Consider the following 24644-nt stretch of genomic DNA (forward strand, 5'->3'; position numbering starts at 1 on the left):
GCAATATCGCAACGTCCGAAACAGCGATCGATACTCTGATAGCTATTGATACGTGTGATAAATAATAGCCATCCGCTTTGCTTCGCCTTTTTCAGCTATTTTTGGCTAAAATCGCCCAAAAATCAAAAAGGCGAAATATGGACTACATCAAGCTTTTAAAAGAAAATAATCTACTTTGTGTTATCGATGAGCCAACAGATATTGATCTTGAGATCGCACACGCAAGCTATATCGAGGTTAAGCGTGAGGGTTCGCAAGCGCTACTTTTTACAAACCCAGTCTGTAAAAAAACTGGGCGTAAATTTGCCCCTGTGCTTACAAATATCTATGGCTCAAAACGCGCGCTTGAGCTTATCTTTGGGCTAAAACCTGATGAGATAGCAGATGAGATAGAAAAGCTTTTAAAGCCCAAAAAACCAGAGAATTTCAAAGAAAAGCTTGATTTTTTAACCTATCTTTTTAGCATGAGAAAAATTTTTACTAAGAGATTAAAAGGTGAGGGTGAGTGCCAGCAGGTGAAATTTATAGGTGAAGATGCTGATTTGCTATCACTTCCAGCACTAAAGACATGGCCAAATGATGGTGGTGCTTTTATTACAATGGGGCAGGTTTATACGCAAAGCTTGGACGGCGCTTTGCAAAATTTAGGTATGTATAGACTACAAATTTATGACAAAAGCCGCCTTGGCATGCACTGGCAGATACACAAAGACGGTGCAAATTTCTTTCACGAGTACAAGCGTGCAGGCAAAAAAATGCCAGTCTCTGTGGCGATTGGTGGTGATCCACTTTATATTTGGTGCGGCCAAGCACCGCTTCCAAAGGGAATTTTTGAACTTTTGCTTTATGGTTTTATCCGCAAAGAGCCAGCCAAACTCGTAAAATCCTTAACGAATGAAATTTACGTCCCGTACGATACAGACTACGTGATAGAGGGCTTTGTGGATACGGCTAAGTGCGAGCTTGAGGGGCCATTTGGCGATCATACCGGCTTTTATACGCCTATCGAGCCTTTTCCGGTGATGGAGGTTACGGCGATAACTAGCAAGCGTGAGCCGGTATTTCACGCGACTGTGGTTGGAAAGCCGCCACTCGAGGATAAGTACATGGGCTGGGCGACTGAGCGGGTTTTTTTGCCACTTTTGCGAACGACCGTGCCTGAACTACTGGACTACAATATGCCTGAAAATGGCGTCTTTCACAACCTAATCTTAGCCAAGATAAATACGCTCTATCCAGCTCATGCAAAGCAGGCTATGCACGCATTTTGGGGCGTTGGGCAGATGAGTTTTGTAAAACATGCCATTTTTGTTGGAGCCGATGCGCCTGAACTTAAAAATTATGATGAATTTACTAGCTTTGTTTTAAATTATTTTGGTAGTCAGAGTGTGCTAATAAGCCAAGGTGTGTGCGATCAACTTGATCATGCTAGTCCAAATTCGTGTTTTGGTGGCAAACTCGGCGTAGATGCGACGCAAGATTTTTGTAAATTTAGACCTATGGTTTTAAGCGACAGCGAGCTTTTGGCTAAATTTCAAAGCGTTACGCCAAATGTAAAAGAGCTTAAGCAGTTTAAAACGGATACCAAAACGCCTATTTGTGTGGTGAAATTTGAAAAAGATTGTGTGGTAAAAGAGCTTTTTGACAAGCTTTTGACATTTAGAGAATTTTTCAAACTCCTTATCGTTGTAGATATGCAAAATCACCTTGAAAACCCATATATGCTACTTTGGCGTGTGACAAACAATATCGATGCTTTGCGTGATATTTTCATAGATGGTGAAAATTTCTGCGTAGATGCGACGAGCAAGGACGAGCTAGAGGGATATACGCGTGGCTGGCCATTACAAACGGATTGTGACCACGAAGTAGTTGCTGATCTAGTTAAGCGCGGTATAGTAAAAGATGAGCCAGAGTTATTTAAAAAATTTGAAATATTTGGCTAGTTTTGAGGGGCTCAAGTAAATTTATAAATCTTGCTTTTTATTGTGGATTTTAAATTTTTAATAATATTTACTTAATCAAATGCTAGTGTCTTTATGCTGATTAAAAAATAGCTTTTAGACTAGGTCTAAAAGCTTAACTTGTTTTTAGCTCTCTTTTAAGAGTTTGCTTGCGAGCATATCGGCTTTTGCTTTATCTGTATCTTTTTTTACGGATTTATAAATTTTAGATATATAATTTTCCAAAACTTCGTGGCAAGATATTACTTTTTCATTTTCACTTCTTGCAACTTTTACGTATTCACCGTTATTTTGTAGCTCAAAAGCTAGGTCATTATCGCTTAGCTGAAGCTCTAAAATTTCAAGTAGTCTCTCTTGAAGTCTTGGCTCAAAAATAGGTGTCATAAGCTCCAAGCGACGCTCTAGATTTCTTGGCATCCAGTCAGCACTTGAGATATAAATTTTTGGCTGAGCATGTTTAAAGTATAAAATTCTAGCGTGCTCTAAGTATTTGCCGATTATTGAGCGAACTTTTATATTTTCGCTTTTGCCTTTTATGCCAGGCCTTAGTCCGCACACACCACGAACTATAAGATCGATCTTCACACCTGCGTTTGATGCGCGGCTAAGCTCGTTTATCACGTCTTCGTCTATTAGCGCGTTCATCTTAGCGATGATCCTACCTTCGCTGCCTTTGCTAGCCTCCATTCTTATCTTTTCGATGATGCGCTCTTTTATCTGAAAGGGCGACATGCTAAGGGCGTTTAGACGGCGGTTTTTGTTATATCCTGATAGGATGTGAAAAAACGAGGTCGTGTCTTGGCTAAATTCCTCTTTACTCGTAAATAGGCTCACATCGGTGTAAATTTTTGCCGAACTGCCGTTGTAGTTGCCGGTGCCAAAGTGCATATAAAATTTAAGCTTATCGCCGATTTGGCGGATGACCTGGCTAACTTTTGCATGCACCTTAAAACCTGTGATGCCATATATCACGTGCGCTCCAGCGTCTTCAAGCGCCTTTGCCCAGTGCAAGTTATTTTCCTCGTCAAACCTTGCTTTTAGCTCAACCATTACAGTTACTTGCTTGCCGTCACTTGCGGCGTCTATTAGACTTTGAATTATTGGTGAACTTTTATCGACTCTATAAAGTGTCATTCGAATAGATATGACTTTTGGATCTTTGCTAGCTTCTTTGATAAAGCTTACAACTGGATCAAAACTCTCAAATGGATGCACTAAGAGCACGTCTTCTTTATCTATGGCGTCAAACACCGAGATGCCATTACCAAATGGTGGTAGCGTTTTTGGAACGTAAGGCGCATTTGCCAGATGGGTAAAATTTTTGCTTCCAGCTATCTCCCAAAGCGAGCTAAGAGTGAGCGGAATACTTGAAAAATAGACATCTTTATGAAAAATTTTCATATGAAAATTTAAGAATTCCAAGATGTCAGCATCTACGTTTTTATCGATTTGCATACGAACAAAAGCTCCTTTTCTGCGAAGCTTTAGCCCTTGCTCAAGTATCATCATAAAATCATCCGCTTCTTCTTCTTCGATGACAATATCAGCGTTTCTTGTCACTCTAAAAGCAGCCGAGCTAAGTAACTTATACCCTGGGAAAATTTCTTCTGCGTGGCGGTGTACGATCGTTTCAATCGGCACAAAAACATTGCTACTTGGCTGTGTAAAACGTGGCAAGACTCTTGAAATTCTTATCATGCCGTATTTTAAAATTTCTGGATGCTCGATATCAGCAAGCTTAACGGCAAGAGAAAAGCTAAGGTTGTTTAGGTGCGGAAATGGATGAGTCGCATCTACAGCGATAGGCACGATGACTGGCAAGATATTTGAGAAAAAGTATTCGTCGCATTTTTGTTTCAAACTATCATCAAGCTCGTCATAATTTTTTATAAAAAGTCCCTCTTTGCTAAGAGCATTTACTGTTTTTTTATAGTGATCTTCTACTAAATTTTGCTCATTTTGTAGATATTTTCTAATCTCTCTTAGCTGATCAAGTGGGCTCATGCCATCGCCACTGCTCGTAGTAGCTCCAGCTGCGAAAAGCTGCTTTAAGCCAGCGACTCTGATCATATAAAACTCGTCTAGATTTGTCATATAAATAGCTATAAATTTTAGCTTTTCAAGTAAAGGAATTTCCTTTTCACACTGAGCGAGCACCCTTGAATTAAAGCGTAGCCAGCTTAATTCTCGGTTTATAAAAAGAGTTTCATTTTCGCTCATCATCTTCTCCTTGTGTGTTTTTGAGTTATTTTATGATATATGCGGTTATAAAGTTCTTACTTTATTTAAAATTTTGGTTACAATAAGCCAAAACTTAAATTTAAAGGCTTGTTATGTCTGATTATGTGATATTAGTTGGTATCTTTTTAGTGGCAGTCGTTGTTTTTGCGCTTATTAAAAAGATATCGTTTTAGCTTTTAAATTTCTCCCACCACAAATAAGCAAAGATGAGCCCAAAGCCCTTGACTTTGCTCTCGTCAAAGACAAATTTCATCATATCTTCTCGCTTTATGAAAACAAGCTCGATATCTTCGCCATCGACGCCACCGCCAGAATTTACCTTCATGCTCTCATCGATCTTTGCGTAAAACATCGTTTGCATATTGCCTCCAAAGCCAAAAGCACCGTATGTCATCGTGATACGCTCTATCTCTTTTAGCTCATAGCCCACTTCTTCGATCGCTTCTTCTCTGGCTGTTTGCTCTTCGCTAAGTCCTTTATCCATAAGGCCTGCGCAAAGTTCGTAAGTAAAGCCTTGCTCATTTGTTTTGATGCCTTCTTTCTCTTGTGAGTACCAAACAGCAGGACGAAACTGCTTTACAAACAAAAAGGCATCTTTTTGCTCGTGATATAAAAAAATACTAACGCTATTCATCACTTTTACGCAGTCCCAATCTCTTTGGACACCATTTTGCATAAATTTTATCTTAAATGGCTTTAGGTATTTTGACTCACCAAGAGGTAGAATTTCTAAATTAGTTATAGTAGTATCCATTTTGCAAGTCCTAAAAAGCTAAAAAATCCTATCGCATCAGTAAAAGTAGTAAGAATGACGGCTGAGCCGACTGCAGGATCTATATTAAAGCGCCTTAGCGTCAAAGGTATGATCGTGCCAAAAAAGCCAGCAAAGAATAAATTTGTAACCATGCTAAGCCCGATAACAACGCCAAGCATACCTTTGTCAAACCAAACAGAGGCGATTATGCCCATTACCACACCAAAGATTAGTCCATTTATAAGTGAAATACTAACCTCACGTTTTAAGACATTTTTGGCATCTTTAAACTCAATCTCACCAAGTGCCAGACGGCGAACCGTAACGGCAAGCGCTTGCGTGCCGGTATTTCCGCCCATTGATGCAACTATTGGCATTAAAACAGCAAGAGCGACGTAGGCTGCTATTGTCTCGTCAAAAAGTCCGATTATAGATGAGCTAAAAAGAGCTGTTAGTAAATTTACGCCAAGCCAAACCGCACGACCACGACCAGCCTTAAAAAGCGTATCGTCCTCTTCTGACTCGTCATCAACGCCGGCTAGGTTATAAATTTGCTCAGTTGCACTCTCTTGAATATAGTCGTGAATATCATCAGATGTGATACGACCAAGCAAAATTCCAGTGCTACTTGTAACTGCGATAACATTTAAATCGTACTCTTGAAACATATCAGCGACATTTTGCATAAGGTCCATATCATTTGCAACATGTGGCTTGTAATGATCGATCTGTGCTGACTCGATATTTTGCTTTAGCGTCTTTGTAAAATCAAAAAGTATAAGATCTTCAAGTGGGATAGCGTATTGTAAAACGCCATTTTTATCGATGATAAAAAGCTGAGAGATATTTTCTAGCTTGCCTTCTTGCTTTTCTCGTCTAAGTCTTGCTACTGCATTGCCAAGCTTTTCTTCAAGGTGAGCCGAAAAAAGCTCTGTTTGCATGTGAGCACCAGCTCTATCTTCTTCGTAGCTTCTAAGTCTTAAAATTTCATTTTGGTTTTCTCTATCAAGCTCGTTAAAAAGCTCTCTAGCTTTATCTTCGTCGATATCCTCGATGTATTGAAGCAAATCAGTCGCATCATCGCTCTCTAGCTCTTCAAGTGCTTCTACGATCTTTTCAGCTGGAAGTTGTTCGATCACATCTTTTAGCATATGATCAGGTAACTCAATAGCAACATCACCTAAAATTTCAGGATCTAGCTTCTCAAGATAGTGAGCAAAAAGCTCTTCATCGTGCTTTTTAAGTGTTTTTAGGTGCTGGGCTAGCTCGTAAGGTGAGAGTTCATTGTCTTCTAAATTTTCATCTAAATGCTGATCTATCAGCTCTTTTGCTTCATCTAGTTCTTGATTCAAAATTTGCCTTTAAAATTCTATTACGTTAGGGAAAAATTCCACTTTATGATACTCTTTTTCGTTGCTTAAAGCATTTTTTATTAGCTCATCATTTTTACTAACAACTGCTTTAAATTTAGCTGATTCTTTCTTATCCTCTAGGCTTTTAACGACCTTTATTGCACTTTCTGGATTGATAGGTTTATTGTCTCTATAAAGACCAAAATGAAGGTGTGGCCCTGTGCTCATACCGCTTGTGCCAACGTAGGCTATAAGCGTGCCTTGTTTGACTTTTAGACCACCTTTTATGCCTTTAGCAAAGCCATTTAGGTGAGCATAAAGTGTCTCGTAGCCACCAGCATGAGAGATGATGACGGTTCTGCCATATCCGCTTTTTTGTCCGACAAATTTAACCGTACCATCGCCTGCGGCTTTGATTGGTGTACCTTTTGGAGCACCGTAGTCAACGCCAAGGTGCGCTCTATATCTTTGTAAAATAGGGTGCCATCTTTTTAGAGTAAAAGCTGATGTGATTCTAGCGTTTGCAAGAGGGCGAACTAGTAAAAATTTATCATTTTTCTTTCCGTTTTTATCATAAAATTTATCTTCAAATTTATACATGACATATCGTTTATTTTTTGTTTCTATCATCGCAGCATAGATTTCTGGAGTGCCAAAAGAGCGGCCCATACGTATTTTTTGATTATAAACGATAGCGATCGTATCGCCTTTGTTTATCTTTTTAAAATCAATGCCACTTCCTTTAAAAATTTCTTTAAAGCCAAGAGCTAGCGTGCCAGAGCCAGTGTAGTCAAAAATGTCTTCAGAGACTGATTTATCGACCTTTAAGGCTAAAAATTTATCCTCACTTTGATAAGAGATGGGAAGAAATTCGAGCTTAAATTTATCATTGTCATCTCTAAAAATATGCATTTGAAGCTCGTCACTAACAGGGATTAGTACTTGTTTAGTGTTACCGTTGTCGTCTTTATAAATTTGATACTTTGTGCCAGCGATGATCTCTTCTGTTAGCTCTTGATCTTCGGTTGCTAAGTTATAGTAAAGTGAAAGTGGGATTTTGTTTGTCTCTAAGAAATTTAAGAAGTTACTTCCATTTGGCCAGCTAAGCTCGTCGACACTTGGCTTTATAGCGTATAAATTTATAGATAATATTGCAAAAATTATAAAAATACGAGGCATTAATGTCCTTTTAAAAAGCTGGTGGGATTTTAACTAAAACTTGCTTTAATTTTGCAAAAGATAAAGCATTTTAGGCTATAATCGCTCTAAAAATTTAAACTTAGGAGATATTTTTGAAACGTATATTTGTGATTTTATCGCTAGTTTTTGGCTTTGCTTTTGGGGCTGATTTTTCTTTAAATGAGTATAGAACTCCTATAATTAGCGTCGATAGTGATGGCACAGCGACGATAGTTGATAGTCCAGAAATTTTAATCGGCTCAAGTGGTGTTGTGCTTCATAAATTTGACACTGATAGCTCTATCATAGCAAGAGTTAGCGTTATCTCAAAAAATTCTGGCTTTGCTAAGATTAGATTTGAGGTGTTTGATCTACTTGAGCAAAAGGCGCTCCCGCTTCCAGGCATTGCACCTGCAAATGGCGATATGGTCGTGCTAAACTATCTTTATAACCGCTCATTAATCATCGTGCCAAATAAAGAAATTTACGAAGAGATCACATCTGCGTTTCCAAATATGATATTTATCCACCCAGATATTATAGGAGCGTATCTAAGCTACGAATACAAGCCAAATCCAAGCAGAGATGACTTTAGAAAAATGTGTGCTCAAAGTGCAGCTGGTCTAATTTTCGTAGCGATGGATGGCAGAAGCGTTTTTGCCGATTGCCAAAGCTTTAAAGTGCTAAAAGAATTTAAAAGTGGCGAGGTTGAGTACTATCAGCTACCATTTTATACAAGAGTTAGCGACATAGACACTGTGTTTTGGAAGCTAAATAGTGAGCACATCAACAACTACGACGCTCACTACGAAAAACTTTTTGAAGAAGATAACTGATAAATGAGCCGTTTGTCCTTAAGTAAGCAAAGCTTAAAAGAGTTTTTAAATTTGCTCCCAACGCTTAAGGACAAAGAGCTCTTTCACTATGCCTCAAGCCTTAGTTTTCATACGATTTTATCGATCATTCCGATACTTCTTATATCGTTTTCTATCTTTACAAAACTGCCTAGTTTTGAGGATTATTACGCCAAAATTCAGGACTTTATATTTTCGGCTCTTTTGCCAAGTAATCAAGAGATCATCTCAAACTACTTGCAAAATTTCTTACAAAATAGCGGAAATTTAGGCATAGTTGGCTTTGTGGCGATGATATTTACATCAGCCATGTTTTTTAGTGACTATGAATATGTAGTTTTAAAAGTGACACGTGCGAGTAAGGCTAGAGGATTTTGGTCAGCACTTAGCTCGTATTGGACGCTTATCACGCTCGCGCCACTTGGTCTTGCTGGTAGTTTCTACCTCTCAAGCCTCATTCAAGAGATGCTAAACTCAAACGTAATCACAAACTCGATAAATTTTTTAAGCATATTCCCATATCTCATCATCTGGGCGATATTTTGCATCACATATCTCATCTCAGTAAATGACGAGATAAAATTTAAGAGCGCATTTTTTAGCTCATTTGCCGCCTCGCTTGTTTGGTATATTGGCAAGTCGGCCTTTGTCTATTATGTCCTTTATAATAAAACCTATCTAAGCGTTTATGGCTCGTTTTCAGCAGTGCTTTTCTTTTTTGTCTGGATCTACATCTCGTGGATCATCTTTTTATATGGGCTAAAGCTTTGTGCTTATCTCTCAAACAGCTCCAAATTTAAAAGATAAATTTAATAGTTAGTACCAGCTGGCAATATATTTTTATAAATTTACCAGCTGGTGTGATTTGTATTATTTTATGTAGAATATTATGTAAAATCAGCGTTTAAACTCGTAAATTTCTATCTTTACTCCAAGCTCTTTGCTAAATTCTTTAGCCTTTTTCTCTAGCTCTTCTTTGTCAAAGCAGATAAGATCTATGTAAGATCGCATCTCGCCATTTGCTTCACCTATGATCTCACAAATTTCACTCTCTTTTAGCGCGTCTGAAATTTTGTTTTTGCTATCAACGCCAAACTGTATGTCGCCACCGTGAGATATGGCTAAAAAGCAAAAATTTATGCCAAGCTCAAAAGCTTCGTTATAGGTATCGCTTGCACCGTCGTAGTATTCGTTTAGTAGCTCGCTAAGAGATGTAAATCCTGTGAAAACGTCGTCACGTAGCTTGTTTGAACGAGGCTCTAGCTCATAGACCATAAAATTCTTAAGTGGCTCGTTTGAGGCTTCTTTGCCAAATTTCTCATCTATAAGATCGGCAAAGTCGATCAGTGGCACGCCTTTTTCTCTTGGCTCGTCTATTATCTCAAACTCTCCAAGCATATTTATCATAATCATCTCACCAACTACGTTGTCACAAAGTATGAGCGATAATGTATATGCCTTATTTTCATCTTCGCTTTTAAGCTTACTTAGAGTCTCGTTATATAGGCACATATCCACGCTTTTGTCGTTGAAATTTGCATAGACCATGACCTCATTTGCATCAACGCTTACGCCATACATCTGTATAGTAGCGACGTTTCGTGGTGCACGTGGCTTGCCAAGTGTGCAAGTAAGCTTTGCCTCATACTCTTTTGGCATACGCGATTTGATAAATTTAAGCCACAAAAGCCTATGTTTAAGTCCTTCTGGAGTGAGTACTAGATCGATCTTTCCATTAATAAGGCCTATCATAAAAGTTGGATCAACTAAACATAAATTTAGCGCTTCTTCGGTCATTTTGCTTGCAGCTTCAAAATTTTTATCTTCTAAATTTTGTTTGATGGCGTCTAAATTTTTGCCAAACTCGCTCCAAAATTTATCAACTCTGCTTGCAAAGCTAGAGCTCTTTTTAGAAAACCACATTTTTATCCTTGTTTGTTAAAATTTTCAACATTTTTTTGCGTATAAATTTTCATCGATGGAAATTCTAAGGCACTTAGCTTGTCATATCCTTCTTCATTAAAAACACATCCCGTATCGATATTGGCGCTATTTGTATAGAGCTTAGCCTCACGCACTGGCGTGTGGCCATAGACATTAAATATGCCTTCAACTTGCATCATATCGCCTCTGCCTGATAGTACATGCCTTCTAAACTCATCTCTTGAACTATCATCATCTCTTAAAGTCCAAAATTTCCCAACAGCCGAGTGAGAGACGACCAAATGCTCGCCATTTTGGTTTTTGTGGTCTTTAAACTCTAAATATACTGGAATGCTTTCTAAAAATTCTATGTGTCTTTGCTTGAACCCCACGCTTTGAGCTAGGTATGATCTGTATGTTTCTTCACCGCCATTATTGTAAAACCAACTTGTATCAAATGGTATTTTGTTTTTTAAAAAGAAATCTTTGTTGCTTAGCAACCTTCTTTCGTGGTTTCCCATTACCATTTTATAGTTATTTTGTATGATAAGTTCGACTACATCGCAACTAAAAAGCCCCCGATCTATCACATCTCCGACAAAGCAAATTTGTGATTTTTCTTTGTCTGGAAACTGCTTGATAAGCTCTAAAAGTGTGTTAAAACAGCCGTGCACATCGCCTATGATATAAATTTGCTCGCTCAATTTTTCTCCTTTGTGCCAAATTTTAGTCTATTAAGCTTAAAAATGTAGTGTTAAGAAAACACTTTTATATAGCTGTACTATATTGGCGTAATGCTAGCGATATAATAAAGTTAAAACCTAGTAAAAGATATTTAAAATTTAAGGAATTTAAAGCAGAAGGGAGCCTAGGCTCCCTAAAATCATTGTGCGTAAAAGCCGCTAACCTTGCCGGTTAAGTCAATCATGATGTTTTTCATCTGAGTGTAGTGCTCAAGTATGATCTTGTGCGTCTCACGGCCGATACCTGAGTTTTTATATCCACCAAATGGGCTGCCTGCTGGGATTTGATTATAGGTGTTGATCCAGACTCTACCAGTCTCCATAGACCTTGCCACGCGAAGTGCTTTTGTGATGTCTTGTGTGAAAATTCCGCCACCTAGGCCGTATTCGCTGTCATTTACCATTTTGATAAGCTCGGCTTCATCTTTAAATTTAATGACAACGCCAACCGGGCCAAAAATTTCTTCTTGCGCCACTCTCATATCATTTGTCACATCAACTAGCAACGTTGGCTCGACAAATGCGCCCTTGTCGCAACCATTTGCTGTGTAGGCTTTGCCACCGACTGCCACTTTTGCGCCTTCTTTTTTGCCGATCTCGACGTAGTTTAAGATTTGCTCAGCTTGTTTTTTATTGATTTGTGAGCCCATTTGAGTGCTAGGATCAAGTGGATCGCCAACTTTTATGGTGCTAAATTTCTTAACCGCAGCTTCTATAAATTTGTTATAAAAGCTCTCTTCTACGAAAATTCTTGATCCTGCGCAGCAAACTTGACCTTGGTTAAACAAAATGCCAAGCTGAAGGCCATCAAGCGCTTTGTCTAAATTTGCGTCGCTAAAGAAGATATTTGCGCTCTTGCCGCCAAGCTCAAGTGTAGCTGGGATGATACGGCGAGCCGCAGCTATGGCGATATCTCGGCCTATCTCGGTTGAGCCAGTAAATGCTAGCTTATCAAGGCCTGGATGATTTTTGATCCATTCGCCACTCTTGCTACCTTTGCCAGTTATGATGTTTATTAAACCTTTTGGCAAAATTTTATCTATTAGTCTAAATAGCTCAAGCACGCTTAGGCTTGTCTCACTTGAAGGTTTAAACACGCTCGCATCGCCTGCTGCGATCACTGGAGCTAGCTTCCAAGCTGCCATTAAAAATGGGAAATTCCAAGGCACGATCTGACCCACAACGCCTATTGGCTCGCGTAAAACGATAGAGAGCTGTTTCTCATCAAGTACGTTTGCACTGCCTTCTTCACCCATGATGACGCCAGCAAAGTACCTAAAATGCTCTGCCGCAAAAGGAATATCAACATTTAGCGTCTCGCGGATCGGCTTGCCGTTGTCCATGCTCTCAACTTTTGCCAAGTGCTCTTTGTTTTCATCAATGATATCAGCGATCTTGTTTAGTAGCTTTGCACGCTCGCTAATTGTAGTATGTTTAAATTTCTTAAAAGCCTCACGTGCAGCACGTACAGCGTCATTTACATCTTCTTCGGTAGCATCAGCGATCTTTGCAAGGTGCTCGCCGTTTGCTGGATTTTTTGCATCAAGTGTAGCACCGTCTTTTGCGTCACGCCACTCACCATTTATGAAAAGCCCATATTTTTCTAGTAGTTTCATACTTTTCTCCTTTATTAAGATTTTGTAAAAGGATTATAATATTAATAAAATTTATCAAAAATAAATTTTGGACATAAATTCTATTTTTTAATAAATTTTATTGTTTAGAGTAGGATGATTTTTTAAATTTAATTTTGCCAAGAGAGCGAAAACGTAGTCTCGCCATCAAGTTTGCTTTGGCATTTTACGAAGATATCATTTTTCTTGCAGCACTCTTTAACTAAATTTAGCCCTATGCCAAAGCCGCCTTGATCGTCGTTAAATCTCGTATAGCGGTCAAAAATTTTCATCTGATCCTCTTTGCTGATGCCTCGACCGGTGTTGCTTATGCTAAAGAAATTTGGCTCTAAAACGATGCGTACTTCTGAATTTTGCGCTGCGTATTTTGCGGCATTACTTAGGAGATTATCTAAAATTTTGCTCATATCCTCAAGGTCTGCATTTATGAAGCTGGGCTTTAGGCTGGCATCTATCTTAAGTCCGCGTTTGGCAAAAAATGGCGAGAAGTAGTTTAACCTTTGTGTGGTTAGTAAATTTAGATCTATCGGCTCTTTTTTGCTAGGCTTATCTAGGTTAAAGCTTAGATGAACGAGCGCGTCATAGATGTTATTTAGGCTCTTTGCGGCAAGGCTAATGTTGTTAAAACGCTTTAAATTTCGCTCATTTAGGTTGTCAAGATCAGCCGTTTCTATGCTCATCGAGATGACGCTTAGAGGCGTGTTTATCTCGTGTGTTGAGTCTTTTATAAAGCGGTTTAGCGTATCTATCTTTTCATAAAGCGGCCTTAGGCTTAGTTTTGCTAGGTAAAAGGCGACAAAGAGTAGGGCAAAAAAGAAAAAGAGTGCCTTTAGTATGGTTGAAATTTGTAAAGATAAAATTTCAGCCTTGATATCTTTGCCAACTAGAAAAATATCTGCGTACGAGAGTTCGTCTGTGGTGTTGTCCTCCATGTACTGGATCTTTTCAAATATCGCGACCTTGCCGCCGATCAAATTTACATTTTTGCTTTTGTCTATCTTTTGACAGTCAAAGTCTTTATAAATTTTCTCACCATTTTTTAGCACGATGCAAGCATGCACGCCTTTTTCTTTTGTTAGACTTGAAATTGAATCAAGTCCATTCATTCTAGCTTTCATGTAAATGCCCATTTTTATCTCTTTTAAAGACTTCACCTCGTTTAAAATGAGCGTTTCTTTTTTATTTTTATAGTCGTGTATGAAAAAATATCCTAAAAATAGCACAGTGCTAACAAGATAAAGGGATAAAATTTTAAATAAAATTTGCGTCTTTTCAGACATAGACATAGCCGTCCCCACGCCTGTTTAATATGGTATCTTTGCCTAAAATTTGGCGTAAATTTTTGATATAGACACGAAGGCTAAGCTCGCTTGGCTCCTCGTCAAATTTCCAAATTTTATTAAAAATCTCATCTTTGGTTAAAATTTTGCCTTTGTTTTGCAAAAATAGGGCGAGCAGATCGCTCTCTTTACTCGAGATATTTACATTTTTACCATCTTTGCTTAGTGTCTTGCTCTGCGGATGAAAGCTAAATTCGCTTGAAATTTTGATCGCATCTCCACTGTGATGTGAGAAATTTCTCTTTAGAAGCGCTTGTATACGTATGAGTAACTCTTTTAGTTCAAATGGCTTTTTTAGATAGTCGTCGCAACCACTTTTGTAGCCTTTTTCAAGATCGTCAATGGTATTTAGCGAGGTGGTAAAGATGCTAGGTGCGCTAACACCTAGCTCTCTTAAGGAAGAAAGAAGTGAAAAGCCATCTCCTTGTGGGAGTTTGACGTCAAGTATAAGCAGGTCGAAATTTTGCTCGTAGGCGAGATCAAGCGCTTCTTTGGCATTATCTGAAGTGGTTACTTCATAGCCATTTTCAACTAGATATTCACTGATGAGATCAAGTAAAATTTCATCATCTTCAACGAGCAAAATTCTAACCATTAAGCACCTTTACATGCCTTTTTTCATTTCGTCTTTTTTCATACCCATGTCGTCTTTCTTCATTTCATCTTTCATGCCCATGTCGTCTTTTTTCATTTCATCTTTTTTTATCATGGGTTTTTTGCCCATGTCATCTTTCATCATCTGCTCTTTCTTCATCATCTCGTCTTTGCCCATGTCATCTTTTTTCATCATTTCAGTAGCATTTGCAAGACCACCAAACATAAACATAGCACCAAGTGCAACTAGTAGTAATTTCTTCATAACGTCTCCTTTAAATGAAATATGATGAAATACTATCTCTTTAGTGTTAAGTGAGTGTGAATTTACGCAAATACAAAATATATAACTGGAAGCGTGATAAATGAAAATAGCACGCCTATGGCCACTGATGAGATGGCTAGTGAACTATCAAGGCCAGCTTTTATGACCATCGCACTTGCAAGGGCTGATGTTGGCATCGCACATTGAAAGAGACCAACGACCCAAGTTTTGTTCATCTGGATACCTGAAAATTTTAATATGATGAAAAATACGATAGCTGGCAAGATCATCTTACATAAAAGCACGACACTAACGCCTTTATATGAGCTTGTGATGCTGCTAAAGTTAAGACCAACACCGATCGCAAAAAGTGCCACTGGAGTGACGCTGCCTTCAAACATCCTAAGTGGCGCAAAGATAAAATCTGGAAGTGGGACTTCTTTTAAGATAAGAGCCATAATAAGCGCGATAAATGGTGGAAATTTTAAAATTTTCATTGTATTTTGAAATAGCGAAACCTTCTCCGGTGCGGCAAAAGAGAGGATGAGTGGTCCAAGGATCGAAAGTGGGATACCAGTGGCTATTTGATCATAAAAGATGACTTCATTTACCATCGCATCGCCAAAGAAGCCCTGAATGACAGGCATACCGACAAATAGGGTATTACCAAAAAGGCTTAGCATGACCATACTAACAGTTGTTACTTTAGTAAATTTAAAGATCTTGCCAAGCACTAACGCCATGACAGCACTGATAGCTGTTGAGCCAAAGCCGATTAAAATGGTGTTTATGAGTGAAACATCAACATTGACGTGGTAAATTTTGTCAAAGATTAGCGCAGGCATTGCAAAACAAAGGACAAAATCCACAAATGGGATTGAGTGCTTTTGCTCAACAATGCCGACTTTTTTAGCAAAAAAACCAGTTGCGATTATGAAAAAAATTGCAAAAAGTGGAGTAAAGTTCATAGCATTCTCTTTATAAATCTAAATTTTTACGGAAAATTGATTATAGGACCCATAAGATTAAATTACAATAAACCTTTTTTAAAATTTGCTCTCAAAATTTATGCCTTAATATCAACTTTTTTATAAAATTTATCTCTCTCATCTATCTTTTCTTTACTCTTTAAATCATTCTCAAGATAGCTGATATTATAAATTTCTCTTGTAGATATGCTTTTGCCATTATTTAGACTGATTAAAAATTTACTCTCAAATTTATTAGATAGATTGGCAATGGCGATCGCTCCGGCATCTTTTAGACTTACGATTTTATCACCTTGTATGAAGCCAATATCTTTAAAATCCAAGCTATTTAGCTGCACATTATTCATCTCTTTTGCCTCTAAATTTATGCTAGTTTTTAGCTCGCTTGATGTGTTTAGCTTGCCAGTATCGTTATAAAGCTCTTTTACGTCTATCTCTCTGCCACTGTCAAATTTTAGCCTTATGGTGCCATCTTTGTTTAGCTTCATAGCTATGACGCTATCGCTATCTTGTAAAGATGTGGCAGCTGTGGCTTCATTTGTTATAAAAGCCTTTTTTACCTTTTTTAAATTTGAGATACTAAACTCAAGTCCAGTTGCTTGTTTAAATTCATTTTCCATCGAGATCATTTTGGCTGATTTTGTCTTCTCAAGCTTTGATATATAAGAGTCTGCATTTTCATCAAATTTCTTTAAATTAATGCCAAGATTTTCTATCATTTTGTTGTATGCGTCAAACTCAGCGTTATAATCTTTGTAAAATTTCATAAAACTATCTTTTTGAAATTTTGTATATGAGAAATTTTCATCTTTTTTGTAATCTTTGCTCGGCTCAATGATTGGATTAAACTCACTTAGCCTTGCAGTATCATCAAAACCCACTTTAAGATAGGCAAAATTTTTAAAAGAGCTATCTTTACCAAAGATATTATTGTGTCTTAGATCGACCCAGCCGTCATTTTGGGCATATTTTTTAAAGAAATTATTTATATCATTTTTCTCTATCTTTTCATATCTGTTTTCTGCAGCGAACAAAGTATTTGGATCTGAGGCGTAGTAAGAGTGTCTATAATCAATATCTTTTGTATCCACATAAAGATCGGGATTATTTGTGATCGTTGCTTTACGATTTAGCTCTTCTCTTTCTATTTGGTTGTGATTTATGACATTTGTGCTGATAAACTGTCTAAGATCGACCCTTGGCATCACATCGCTTAAATTTGCTATTTTTTCATTTCCGTCTTTGTCATAACCCCTTACTTTTAACTTATCAAAGAGTATATCTTTTTGATCTAGTACACCGTCATTGTTGCTATCAAAGCTAAAAAGATAGCTATTATTTTCCAATTTTGTAGTGCCAAGTTTATCGTTGTCGCCGTAAATATCTAAAAATACTTCTACTTCGCCATATTTTGTTTTTAAAGTGTTTGAATAAGCGTAATCGTTTAAATTTTTAAATTTTGTATTTTCTATGTATCCACTTTTTAGTGTAGATAGCATGCTGCTGCTATCTGAAGCTTTTATATTTTTAAAGTAGGCATTTTCACTAAAATTATAGCCTCTAGAAAGCTCATCGGAGTGAATTTTATTGTTGCTGTAGATGAGATTTTTTGAGTAGTTATTTAAAATTTCTTCTACTTTTTGTAGGATTTTATGTCTATTTTGCTCTTTGATCTCGGAATCAGTGATATTTATAACTTTGCTTGCCTTTATACTTTCTTTTAGGCTTAAAATTTGTTCGTTATTTATCTCTAAACCTTGTTTATCCTTAAAGGTATGGAGTATATCTGTAGGATTTTCTAAATCTTTTAAATTTATAAAGTTATGTCTTAACGATGCAATATTCATCTAAAATCCTTTTTAAAGATGTTGCAGATAATATCGGATAAATTTATAAAGTATTTAGGCGTATAATGGTGCCCGAGGTCGGACTCGAACCGACACAAGGTTGCCCTTACCAGATTTTGAGTCTGGCGCGTCTACCAGTTTCACCACTCGGGCTAAGTTAAGATTGAAATTTTAGATTTGTGAGAAGAAAGAAAAAAGGGGAGACTTGCTCCCCTAAAAAGAAATTATTTCTTTTTACCTTTTTTAGCAGCACCAGCAGCAACTGCTTCTTTAAGTTTTTTGCCAACTTTGAATTTAACTGCTTTGCTAGCAGGAACGTCGATAACTTTTTTAGTTCCAGGAACTCTAGCTTTTCTTGCAGCTCTGTCAGCAGTACCAAAAGTACCAAAGCCTATAAAGCTAATTGTATCGCCTTTTTCAAGAACTGCTTGGATTGTCTCCAAAGTAGCATCAACAACTTTTAGAGTATCTTTTTTTGAAAGACCAGCCTTATCGGCAACAGCTTGAATAAATTCAGCTTTTTTCATGAACCATCCTTTTAAGAAGTTATGTGGCTATATTACACTCTTTTAAAAAAAAATACAATACTTTTTCCCTAAATTTAGCTCTTTTTTACGTTTTTTTAACAAAAAATGCGATTTTTTTAAAAATTTACTCGCAAATTTCAAACATAAGCTCGGTCTTTAGACTAACCTTTTTCATATCAATAAGCTTTAAATTTTTAAAATTTAAGCTCAATAATTCATCTTTATTTTTTATAAGTTTATTTGCTATCTGGCGCAAGACTTCGCCTCTATATGCTTTTGCGTGATGACTCACTATTTTTTTATTTTTTATAAAGCAAAAAGTTATGTATTCTTTTTTTATAGTGTAAAATTTTTCATAAAACTTAGCTCTAAGGTCTAAAATCTCATCATTTTGCAAAAAATCATCAACCGCTTTACTAAAATTTTTTTCATAAAATTTTGAAATTTCAAAGCCACCTAGCTTTTCACCTTGCTTTAGTTTGTATTCTGGTATCTCATCTTTTGCTAAGGTAGGCCCAAATAAATTTGAAAATATTAAAACATTATTATCTATATATTTTTGTGCCTCATTGTCTAAACCACGATAGTTTAGATGTTTATAAGCCACACCATCATACCTTAAAATAGCTTTTATGCTGCCTTTTTGAGATAGGCTTTCTCGCAGCTGCTTACTCTCTTCAAGCTCTTTTAGCCCAAAAAGCTTTTTTATCTCGTCTAAATTTGCGTTTTTTAAAAACTCATCATATCTGTTTAAAATTTCAACTCTTTTGTCAAAAAGCTCTGGAAATATCAAATCCTTACCATTAAATTTATTATTCGTATTTAGAGAAATTTTACTTTCGCTTGGAGAAAAGAGAATTTTTAATGCCATTTTTCTTACCTATTTTATATGTAAATTTTTGTTGGATTATACAATAAACTTTTTATACTAAAAAAAATCAAATTTTTACCGATATAAAAACAAGCGGAATCATTTTTGCTTAGAGGGAATAAAAATTTAGGAAAAAATTATGAGAATAACAAACCAACTACGTTTTAGTCAGACTTTACATGACTACCAAAAAAATATGACTGGTGTAAATAAAAGCTATAAGCAGCTCTCAAATGGTTTGAAAATTCAAGATCCATACGATGGTGCTGCGACTTATAATGATGCAATGAGGCTTGATTATGAAGCGACTACTCTCACTCAAGTAGTTGATGCCACTGGTAAATCTGTAAATTTCTCAAAAAATACAGATAATGCGTTGCAAGAGTTTGAAAAACAGCTTGAAAATTTTAAGACAAAAGTAGTCCAAGCAGCTAGCAGCGTGCATAGTAAGACATCGCTAGAAGCTTTGGCAAATGACCTTCAAGGCATAAAAAATCACCTTGTGAATATTGCAAACACTTCGGTTAATGGGCAGTTTTTGTTTTCTGGAAGTGCTGTTGATACAAAGCCAATAGATGGTGCAGGAAAGTATCAAGGCAACCGTGATTATATGAAAACATCAGCTGGTGCTCAGGTTGAGCTTCCTTATAATATCCCAGGATATGATCTATTTTTAGGAAAAGATGGCGATTACAGTAAAATTTTGACTACAAATGTTCGTTTAGCTGATCAAACTAGAACCGACATCTCTTATGCACCAAAATTTCTAAACGATAACAGCAAGATAAAAAATATGATCGGGCTAAATTACGCTAGTGATTCAGTGGTTAGAAGTGATGGCTCTTACAATGGCACAATAAATCCGGATTATGATTTTTTAGATAATTCAAATGTAAATTTTCCAGACACGTATTTTTTCATGCAAGGCAAAAAGCCAGATGGTACGACATTTACTAGTAAATTTAAGATGAGTGCAAATACAACAATGGCTGGGCTTATGGAAAAAATCGGCATGGAATTTGGTAATACAAAAACAACAAAGGTTGTTGATGTAAGCATAAACAACGATGGACAATTTAATATAAAAGATCTTACTAAAGGTAATCAAACTATTGACTTTCATATGGTTGCAGCCACATCAGTAGCACCAAATCGCGGCGCAATCGCTCAAAACAACGCGCTTGATGCGGTAAATTCTCTTGAAGATCTTGAAACAATGGCAAATAATGTTCCAAAAACAGTTCATATCACTGAATTTGTAAAGAGCAAATATACCGATAAAGATGGAAATGCGACAAATGCATTTGACTATGATAAGGTTAGATTTGAGAGAAAGGATAATGAGCTAATCGCAAATTTACCTCAAGTAGCTAGAAGAACGGGCGAATATGCAACAGATCAGACAAAGCTAAGCGAAGTTTCTGGTACAAAAGAGAGCTACGATAGAAATTTATATCCAAAAGATGTCGATGCTAGAAAGAGAGAGCTTTTTAATATCGATGACCAAGAGATAAATTTACAAGTAAAGTCAATCACTGGTACAAAATATGACATAAAGGTAAAAATGGGCACAGCAGGAGGCACAAATACTCCAGTGCAATTTGAAATAACATCTACACCACCAGGTGGTACACCTTCTGCAACTAGAACTTTAACAGTTTATAACTCAGATGAGTTTGGAAGTTATAGAACTTACGCTAGCGATTTTACTTATAGGCAGCTCATGGATATCGTTGCTATGGCAGCAAGCGATAATATCCCAAATCCTCCACATGCAGAAAACGCAAATTTTGATACAGATATTGAAAAAGTAAAAAGAGATCAAAACTATAATGCCTATAAAGAGGCTTTATCAAAGACAAAGGGTGCAGTAGAGACGACTTTAGATGATAAAGGTAGAATGGTTTTAACCGATAAGACAAAATCAGTAACAAACATAGAAGTAACTATGCATGATGCAAAAAATAGCGATAAATTTGATGGCGATAGCACTGGTAGAGATACGGCTGGTAATGCTGGCCACCCTCAAGGAAAGGGTTCTGTCTTTAGCTTTAATGAAAATAATGCTTTAACTATTGATGAGCCAAGTACGAGCGTTTTTCAAGACCTTGATAATATGATCGAAGCTGTTAGAAAGGGATATTATAGAGCTGATGCAAATAGTAATGACCCACGAAATACCGGCATGCAAGGCGCATTACAAAGGCTTGATCATTTAATAGATCATGCAAATAAAGAGCTTACAAAGATCGGCTCTCAATCAAGACTTTTAACAGCTACAAAAGAGCGAGCCGAAGTAATGAAAGTGAATGTGCTAACTGTTAAAAATGATGTAATTGACGCAGACTATGCGGAGTCATATCTGAAATTTACGCAGCTTTCACTATCTTATCAAGCAACCCTACAAGCAAGTGCAAAGATAAATCAACTAAGCTTGCTAAATTATTTAAATTAAAATTTAAATCAGCAGGTCGCCCAGCTTGCTGATTTTTTAAAATTAAACTCAAGCGTGCTATAATAAGCCTTTTTTATAAAGGATCTAAAATTTTACGACATATTTTATTTACAATTTTTGTTTGCATTTTTATATATTTTGGTATCGCTACAGCTGCTCCAACTGCTGATTTTGTTGGCTTGCTTGGACAAAGCCTTGGTATTTTAAATATCAAATATTTTGGACTTATCGCGTATGTTTATCCATTTTTATTGATTATTTTGGGCTATTTTGTCTATAAAAATTTTAAGAAATTTGATTTTGATTTTGCTCAGTTTTTGGTAGGAATTTTTCTCTTTTTTATAGCTTTTTTAATGTTTCAAGCCTTGAGTGCTTCGAGCATAAATGGCGGTATAATTGGAAATTTTATAGTTAGTGCCTTAAAAGAGGTGATCGGCTCTATCGGCACTGCGGTTGCTATACTTATGATGTTTATTATTTCACTTGGGCTTGCTTTTAGGGAAAATTTTATCATTGTTTTAAGAAAGGCTTTTGTAGATAAAGAGATAAAAGTCCATGAAGAGAGAAATTTAAAAGAGATAAAACAAAAGCAACTTCCAAAAATCGAACGCAAAAGACAAAAGAATAATGATGTAAAAGAAGAAGAGCTTATCGAAGCTCAGGTGCTAAATGATGATGAGCAGAATTTAGATGAAGAGCTAGAGCCTGAGTCAGAAAAAGAGAGCAGGGCCTCAACTATAAACGGAGTTGAAATTTTAAACGAAGTGGCTGAAAACAAGAAGTTGCTTGATCAAATAGAGCGAGGCAATGTCGAAAAGCCAAAGAATTTTGTCTTGCCACCGCTTAAATTTTTAAACGATCCGCCAAAACGCTCGCACAGCGTAAATGAAACGGAAATCGATCAGCAAATTTCTAATTTGCTTGATAAACTCCGTAAGTTTAAAATAGACGGCGATGTGGTTAGAACTTATACTGGGCCTATCGTCACGACATTTGAGTTTCGTCCAGCTCCACATATCAAGGTAAGTAAAATTTTAACACTTCAAGATGACCTAGCGATGGCACTAAAGGCTCAAATGATCCGTATCCAAGCACCGATCCCTGGTAAAGATGTGGTAGGTATCGAGGTGCCAAATCAAAATTTAGAAACTATATATCTAAAAGAAATTTTAGAGAGCGAAGTCTTTAAAAATGCAAGTAGTCCACTAACTATGGCACTTGGTAAAGATATCGTCGGTGCCCCTTTTGTGACTGACCTCAAAAAGCTCCCACATTTACTAATCGCTGGAACTACAGGATCTGGCAAGAGTGTCGGTATAAACGCGATGCTTTTAAGCTTGCTTTATAGAAATAGCCCGCAAACTTTGCGCCTAATGATGATAGATCCAAAAATGCTTGAATTTAGCATATATAACGACATTCCACATCTTCTAACTCCAGTTATCACAGAGGCCAAAAAGGCGATCATTGCACTTGCCAATATGGTCGCTGAGATGGAGCGAAGATATAAGATAATGAGCCAAACTCGTACAAAAAATATAGAGAGCTACAACGAAAAGATGAAAGAGGAAGGTGGCGAGCAGTTCCCGTATATCGTTGTGATCATAGACGAGCTTGCTGATCTCATGATGACTAGTGGCAAGGATGTGGAGCTTTATATCGGCCGTCTAGCACAGATGGCAAGAGCTAGCGGCATACACTTGATAGTAGCAACTCAGCGCCCAAGTGTTGATGTCGTGACTGGCCTTATAAAGGCAAATTTGCCAAGTAGGATAAGCTATAGGGTAGGGCAAAGGATAGATAGCAAAGTGATCCTTGATCAAATGGGAGCTGAGAGCTTGCTTGGACGCGGAGATATGTTATTTACACCTCCAGGAAGCCCTGGTGTGATAAGACTTCACGCACCATTTGCTAGCGAAAAAGAGATAGAAACGGTTGTAAATTTCTTAAAAGAGCAACAAGATGTAGTTTATGATGAGAAATTTTTAATAGAAGAAGGCACAAGCGGAAGTGTGGCCGCTGGTACTCTAGGAGAAGATGAACTTGACGAGCTTTACGAAGAGGCCAAAGAGATCATTTTAAGTGAGCAAAAAACGTCGATCAGTTATCTGCAAAGGCGCCTAAAGATAGGTTACAACAAAGCTGCAAATATAATAGAGCAAATGGAAAAAATGGGCGTTTTAAGCCCAGTGAATGCAAAAGGACAAAGAGAAATTTTATAGCTAAAGTCATAAATTGCTTTAATTTTAGAATTTTAATTTTTATTAAAATTCTAAAAAGTCTTGACAAAGCACATTAAAATCTATATAATTACAACTCTTAAAAACATTGGGGTATCGCCAAGCGGTAAGGCAACTGGTTTTGGTCCAGTCATTCAGAGGTTCGAATCCTCTTACCCCATCCACTTTTTAAATCCAAAATAATACTTATCGCGGAGTAGAGCAGTGGTAGCTCGTCGGGCTCATAACCCGAAGGTCGGCGGTTCAAATCCGTCCTCCGCAACCAAATGCCTCATATCTTTATCATCTAAAAACTAAACGCCAACCCCTACACCATCACGTATATCATCAACATTGAGATGAACGTAGTGTAAGCTACTTTTGATATCTGTATGACCCATAAAAGCCATCAGTTTATGTGCATTAAATCCCTTCAAACTCACTAACCTAGAAGCTACTGTATGGCGTAATACGTATAGTCCGTGAGTGTTGTTTTCTCCCTTATATCCTAGATGGTTTCTTACAGCCCACCACATACGATTTGCTGTATCGTGGTTTAGATGAGTTATGGGGCACTTGTTTAAGGGTAGGTCTTTGCAGTTATCATAAGCCCCTTGAGATACCCAGTAGTAAGCCATACGAAGCACTTGGTCGTCTTTTGTTTCAGTAAAGAGTTTGCGAGCCTCTATTTTACTTACGCTCTTAGCTATTTCTAAGCGTTGTTTTATGGCTTTGAAGACTAGAATAGTTTTGTTTTAATATGTAAAAAGAAAGATTAGTAAAAATAGGTTTCATAACTTTTAAATATAAAAAGAGAAATTCCCATCTACTATATGTTTTATGGATTATTAGTATAAATTTAAAAATGCAGGAGGGGCGAATGCCCCTAATTA

Annotated in this window: 18 protein-coding genes, 3 tRNA genes and 3 pseudogenes; 8 read left to right on the top strand and 16 right to left on the bottom strand. The window is 37.0% G+C overall.

Going from position 1 to position 24644, the window contains the following annotated elements; translation table 11 throughout:
- Positions 1 to 137: 137 nt before the first annotated feature.
- Positions 138 to 1946 carry a menaquinone biosynthesis decarboxylase gene (locus CYO92_RS07010; RefSeq protein ID WP_103589416.1) on the top strand — a complete coding sequence of 603 codons (1809 nt, stop codon included), beginning with the start codon at positions 138 to 140 and terminating at the stop codon, positions 1944 to 1946.
- A gap of 144 nt (positions 1947 to 2090) precedes the next feature.
- Here the strand turns inward: CYO92_RS07010 and CYO92_RS07015 are convergent.
- The 4 genes and pseudogenes from CYO92_RS07015 to CYO92_RS07030 form a co-directional block, all read right to left on the bottom strand.
- A pseudogene (locus tag CYO92_RS07015) lies at positions 2091 to 4196 on the bottom strand (RNA degradosome polyphosphate kinase); the annotation flags it as partial.
- Between the two features lie 178 nt (positions 4197 to 4374).
- Positions 4375 to 4959: an NUDIX domain-containing protein gene (locus CYO92_RS07020; protein ID WP_103589414.1), complete on the bottom strand. Its 585-nt coding sequence runs from the start codon at positions 4957 to 4959 to the stop codon at positions 4375 to 4377.
- Positions 4944 to 6311, bottom strand: coding sequence for a magnesium transporter (gene mgtE, locus CYO92_RS07025; RefSeq protein ID WP_087576925.1), 1368 nt, complete (start codon positions 6309 to 6311; stop codon positions 4944 to 4946). The genes CYO92_RS07020 and mgtE overlap by 16 nt, the downstream gene beginning before the upstream one ends.
- A gap of 9 nt (positions 6312 to 6320) precedes the next feature.
- Positions 6321 to 7490: a peptidoglycan DD-metalloendopeptidase family protein gene (locus CYO92_RS07030; RefSeq protein WP_054196505.1), complete on the bottom strand. Its 1170-nt coding sequence runs from the start codon at positions 7488 to 7490 to the stop codon at positions 6321 to 6323.
- Positions 7491 to 7603: 113 nt separating this feature from the next.
- Between CYO92_RS07030 and CYO92_RS07035 the strand changes: the two genes are divergently transcribed.
- Entirely contained in the window at positions 7604 to 8326 is a 723-nt protein-coding gene (locus CYO92_RS07035; RefSeq protein ID WP_021090557.1) for a plasminogen-binding N-terminal domain-containing protein, read from the top strand.
- Between the two features lie 3 nt (positions 8327 to 8329).
- Positions 8330 to 9151 (top strand): YihY family inner membrane protein, encoded by an 822-nt coding sequence (locus CYO92_RS07040; RefSeq protein WP_103560281.1) that lies wholly within the window; start codon positions 8330 to 8332, stop codon positions 9149 to 9151.
- Positions 9152 to 9241: 90 nt separating this feature from the next.
- Here the strand turns inward: CYO92_RS07040 and CYO92_RS07045 are convergent, their stop codons facing one another.
- The 11 genes from CYO92_RS07045 to CYO92_RS07095 all read right to left on the bottom strand — a co-directional run bounded on the left by CYO92_RS07045 (position 9242) and on the right by CYO92_RS07095 (position 19077).
- A complete protein-coding gene (locus CYO92_RS07045) occupies positions 9242 to 10267 on the bottom strand; it encodes a hypothetical protein (RefSeq protein WP_103589413.1) in 1026 nt (341 codons plus the stop codon).
- A gap of 2 nt (positions 10268 to 10269) precedes the next feature.
- The gene (locus CYO92_RS07050; RefSeq protein WP_103589412.1) at positions 10270 to 10971 is read right to left on the bottom strand and encodes a metallophosphoesterase; all 702 of its coding nucleotides are present in this window, start codon (positions 10969 to 10971) and stop codon (positions 10270 to 10272) included.
- Positions 10972 to 11150: 179 nt separating this feature from the next.
- Positions 11151 to 12626, bottom strand: coding sequence for an aldehyde dehydrogenase family protein (locus CYO92_RS07055; protein WP_103589411.1), 1476 nt, complete (start codon positions 12624 to 12626; stop codon positions 11151 to 11153).
- A 128-nt stretch (positions 12627 to 12754) separates the two neighbouring features.
- Positions 12755 to 13924: a sensor histidine kinase gene (locus CYO92_RS07060; protein ID WP_103589410.1), complete on the bottom strand. Its 1170-nt coding sequence runs from the start codon at positions 13922 to 13924 to the stop codon at positions 12755 to 12757.
- Complete coding sequence (locus CYO92_RS07065) at positions 13917 to 14579, bottom strand: response regulator transcription factor (RefSeq protein WP_103589409.1); 663 nt, start codon at positions 14577 to 14579, stop codon at positions 13917 to 13919. The genes CYO92_RS07060 and CYO92_RS07065 overlap by 8 nt, the downstream gene beginning before the upstream one ends.
- A 9-nt stretch (positions 14580 to 14588) precedes the next feature.
- Complete coding sequence (locus CYO92_RS07070; protein ID WP_103589408.1) at positions 14589 to 14843, bottom strand: pyruvate kinase; 255 nt, start codon at positions 14841 to 14843, stop codon at positions 14589 to 14591.
- Positions 14844 to 14905: 62 nt separating this feature from the next.
- The gene (locus CYO92_RS07075; RefSeq protein WP_103589407.1) at positions 14906 to 15811 is read right to left on the bottom strand and encodes an AEC family transporter; all 906 of its coding nucleotides are present in this window, start codon (positions 15809 to 15811) and stop codon (positions 14906 to 14908) included.
- Between the two features lie 98 nt (positions 15812 to 15909).
- Positions 15910 to 17679, bottom strand: coding sequence for a response regulator (locus tag CYO92_RS07080; protein WP_103589406.1), 1770 nt, complete (start codon positions 17677 to 17679; stop codon positions 15910 to 15912).
- Between the two features lie 66 nt (positions 17680 to 17745).
- Positions 17746 to 17832 (bottom strand) — tRNA-Leu (locus CYO92_RS07085).
- A 71-nt stretch (positions 17833 to 17903) separates the two neighbouring features.
- Positions 17904 to 18206: an HU family DNA-binding protein gene (locus CYO92_RS07090; protein ID WP_012001719.1), complete on the bottom strand. Its 303-nt coding sequence runs from the start codon at positions 18204 to 18206 to the stop codon at positions 17904 to 17906.
- 124 nt (positions 18207 to 18330) lie between these two features.
- On the bottom strand, positions 18331 to 19077 hold the full coding sequence (locus CYO92_RS07095; protein WP_103589405.1) for a YaaA family protein: 747 nt from the start codon (positions 19075 to 19077) through the stop codon (positions 18331 to 18333).
- A 139-nt stretch (positions 19078 to 19216) separates the two neighbouring features.
- Here CYO92_RS07095 and flgL point away from each other — a divergent pair, with 139 nt between their 5' ends.
- The 5 genes and pseudogenes from flgL (at position 19217) to CYO92_RS07115 (ending at position 24037) form a co-directional block, all read left to right on the top strand.
- Positions 19217 to 21532 carry a flagellar hook-associated protein FlgL gene (flgL, locus tag CYO92_RS07100; protein ID WP_103589404.1) on the top strand — a complete coding sequence of 772 codons (2316 nt, stop codon included), beginning with the start codon at positions 19217 to 19219 and terminating at the stop codon, positions 21530 to 21532.
- 143 nt (positions 21533 to 21675) lie between these two features.
- Positions 21676 to 22032 (top strand): annotated as a pseudogene (locus tag CYO92_RS09685) (DNA translocase FtsK 4TM domain-containing protein); the annotation flags it as partial.
- Positions 22033 to 22293: 261 nt separating this feature from the next.
- Positions 22294 to 23754: pseudogene (locus tag CYO92_RS07105) on the top strand (DNA translocase FtsK); the annotation flags it as partial.
- A gap of 107 nt (positions 23755 to 23861) precedes the next feature.
- Positions 23862 to 23936: transfer RNA gene (locus CYO92_RS07110), tRNA-Gln, on the top strand.
- A 26-nt stretch (positions 23937 to 23962) separates the two neighbouring features.
- A tRNA-Met gene (locus tag CYO92_RS07115) sits at positions 23963 to 24037 on the top strand.
- Between the two features lie 28 nt (positions 24038 to 24065).
- Here the strand turns inward: CYO92_RS07115 and CYO92_RS07120 are convergent.
- Positions 24066 to 24497 carry a tyrosine-type recombinase/integrase gene (locus CYO92_RS07120; RefSeq protein ID WP_430516126.1) on the bottom strand — a complete coding sequence of 144 codons (432 nt, stop codon included), beginning with the start codon at positions 24495 to 24497 and terminating at the stop codon, positions 24066 to 24068.
- Positions 24498 to 24644: the final 147 nt, after the last annotated feature.

Origin of the sequence: Campylobacter concisus, assembly GCF_002913715.1 — a bacterium.
Taxonomy (GTDB): Bacteria; Campylobacterota; Campylobacteria; order Campylobacterales; family Campylobacteraceae; genus Campylobacter_A; species Campylobacter_A concisus_AG.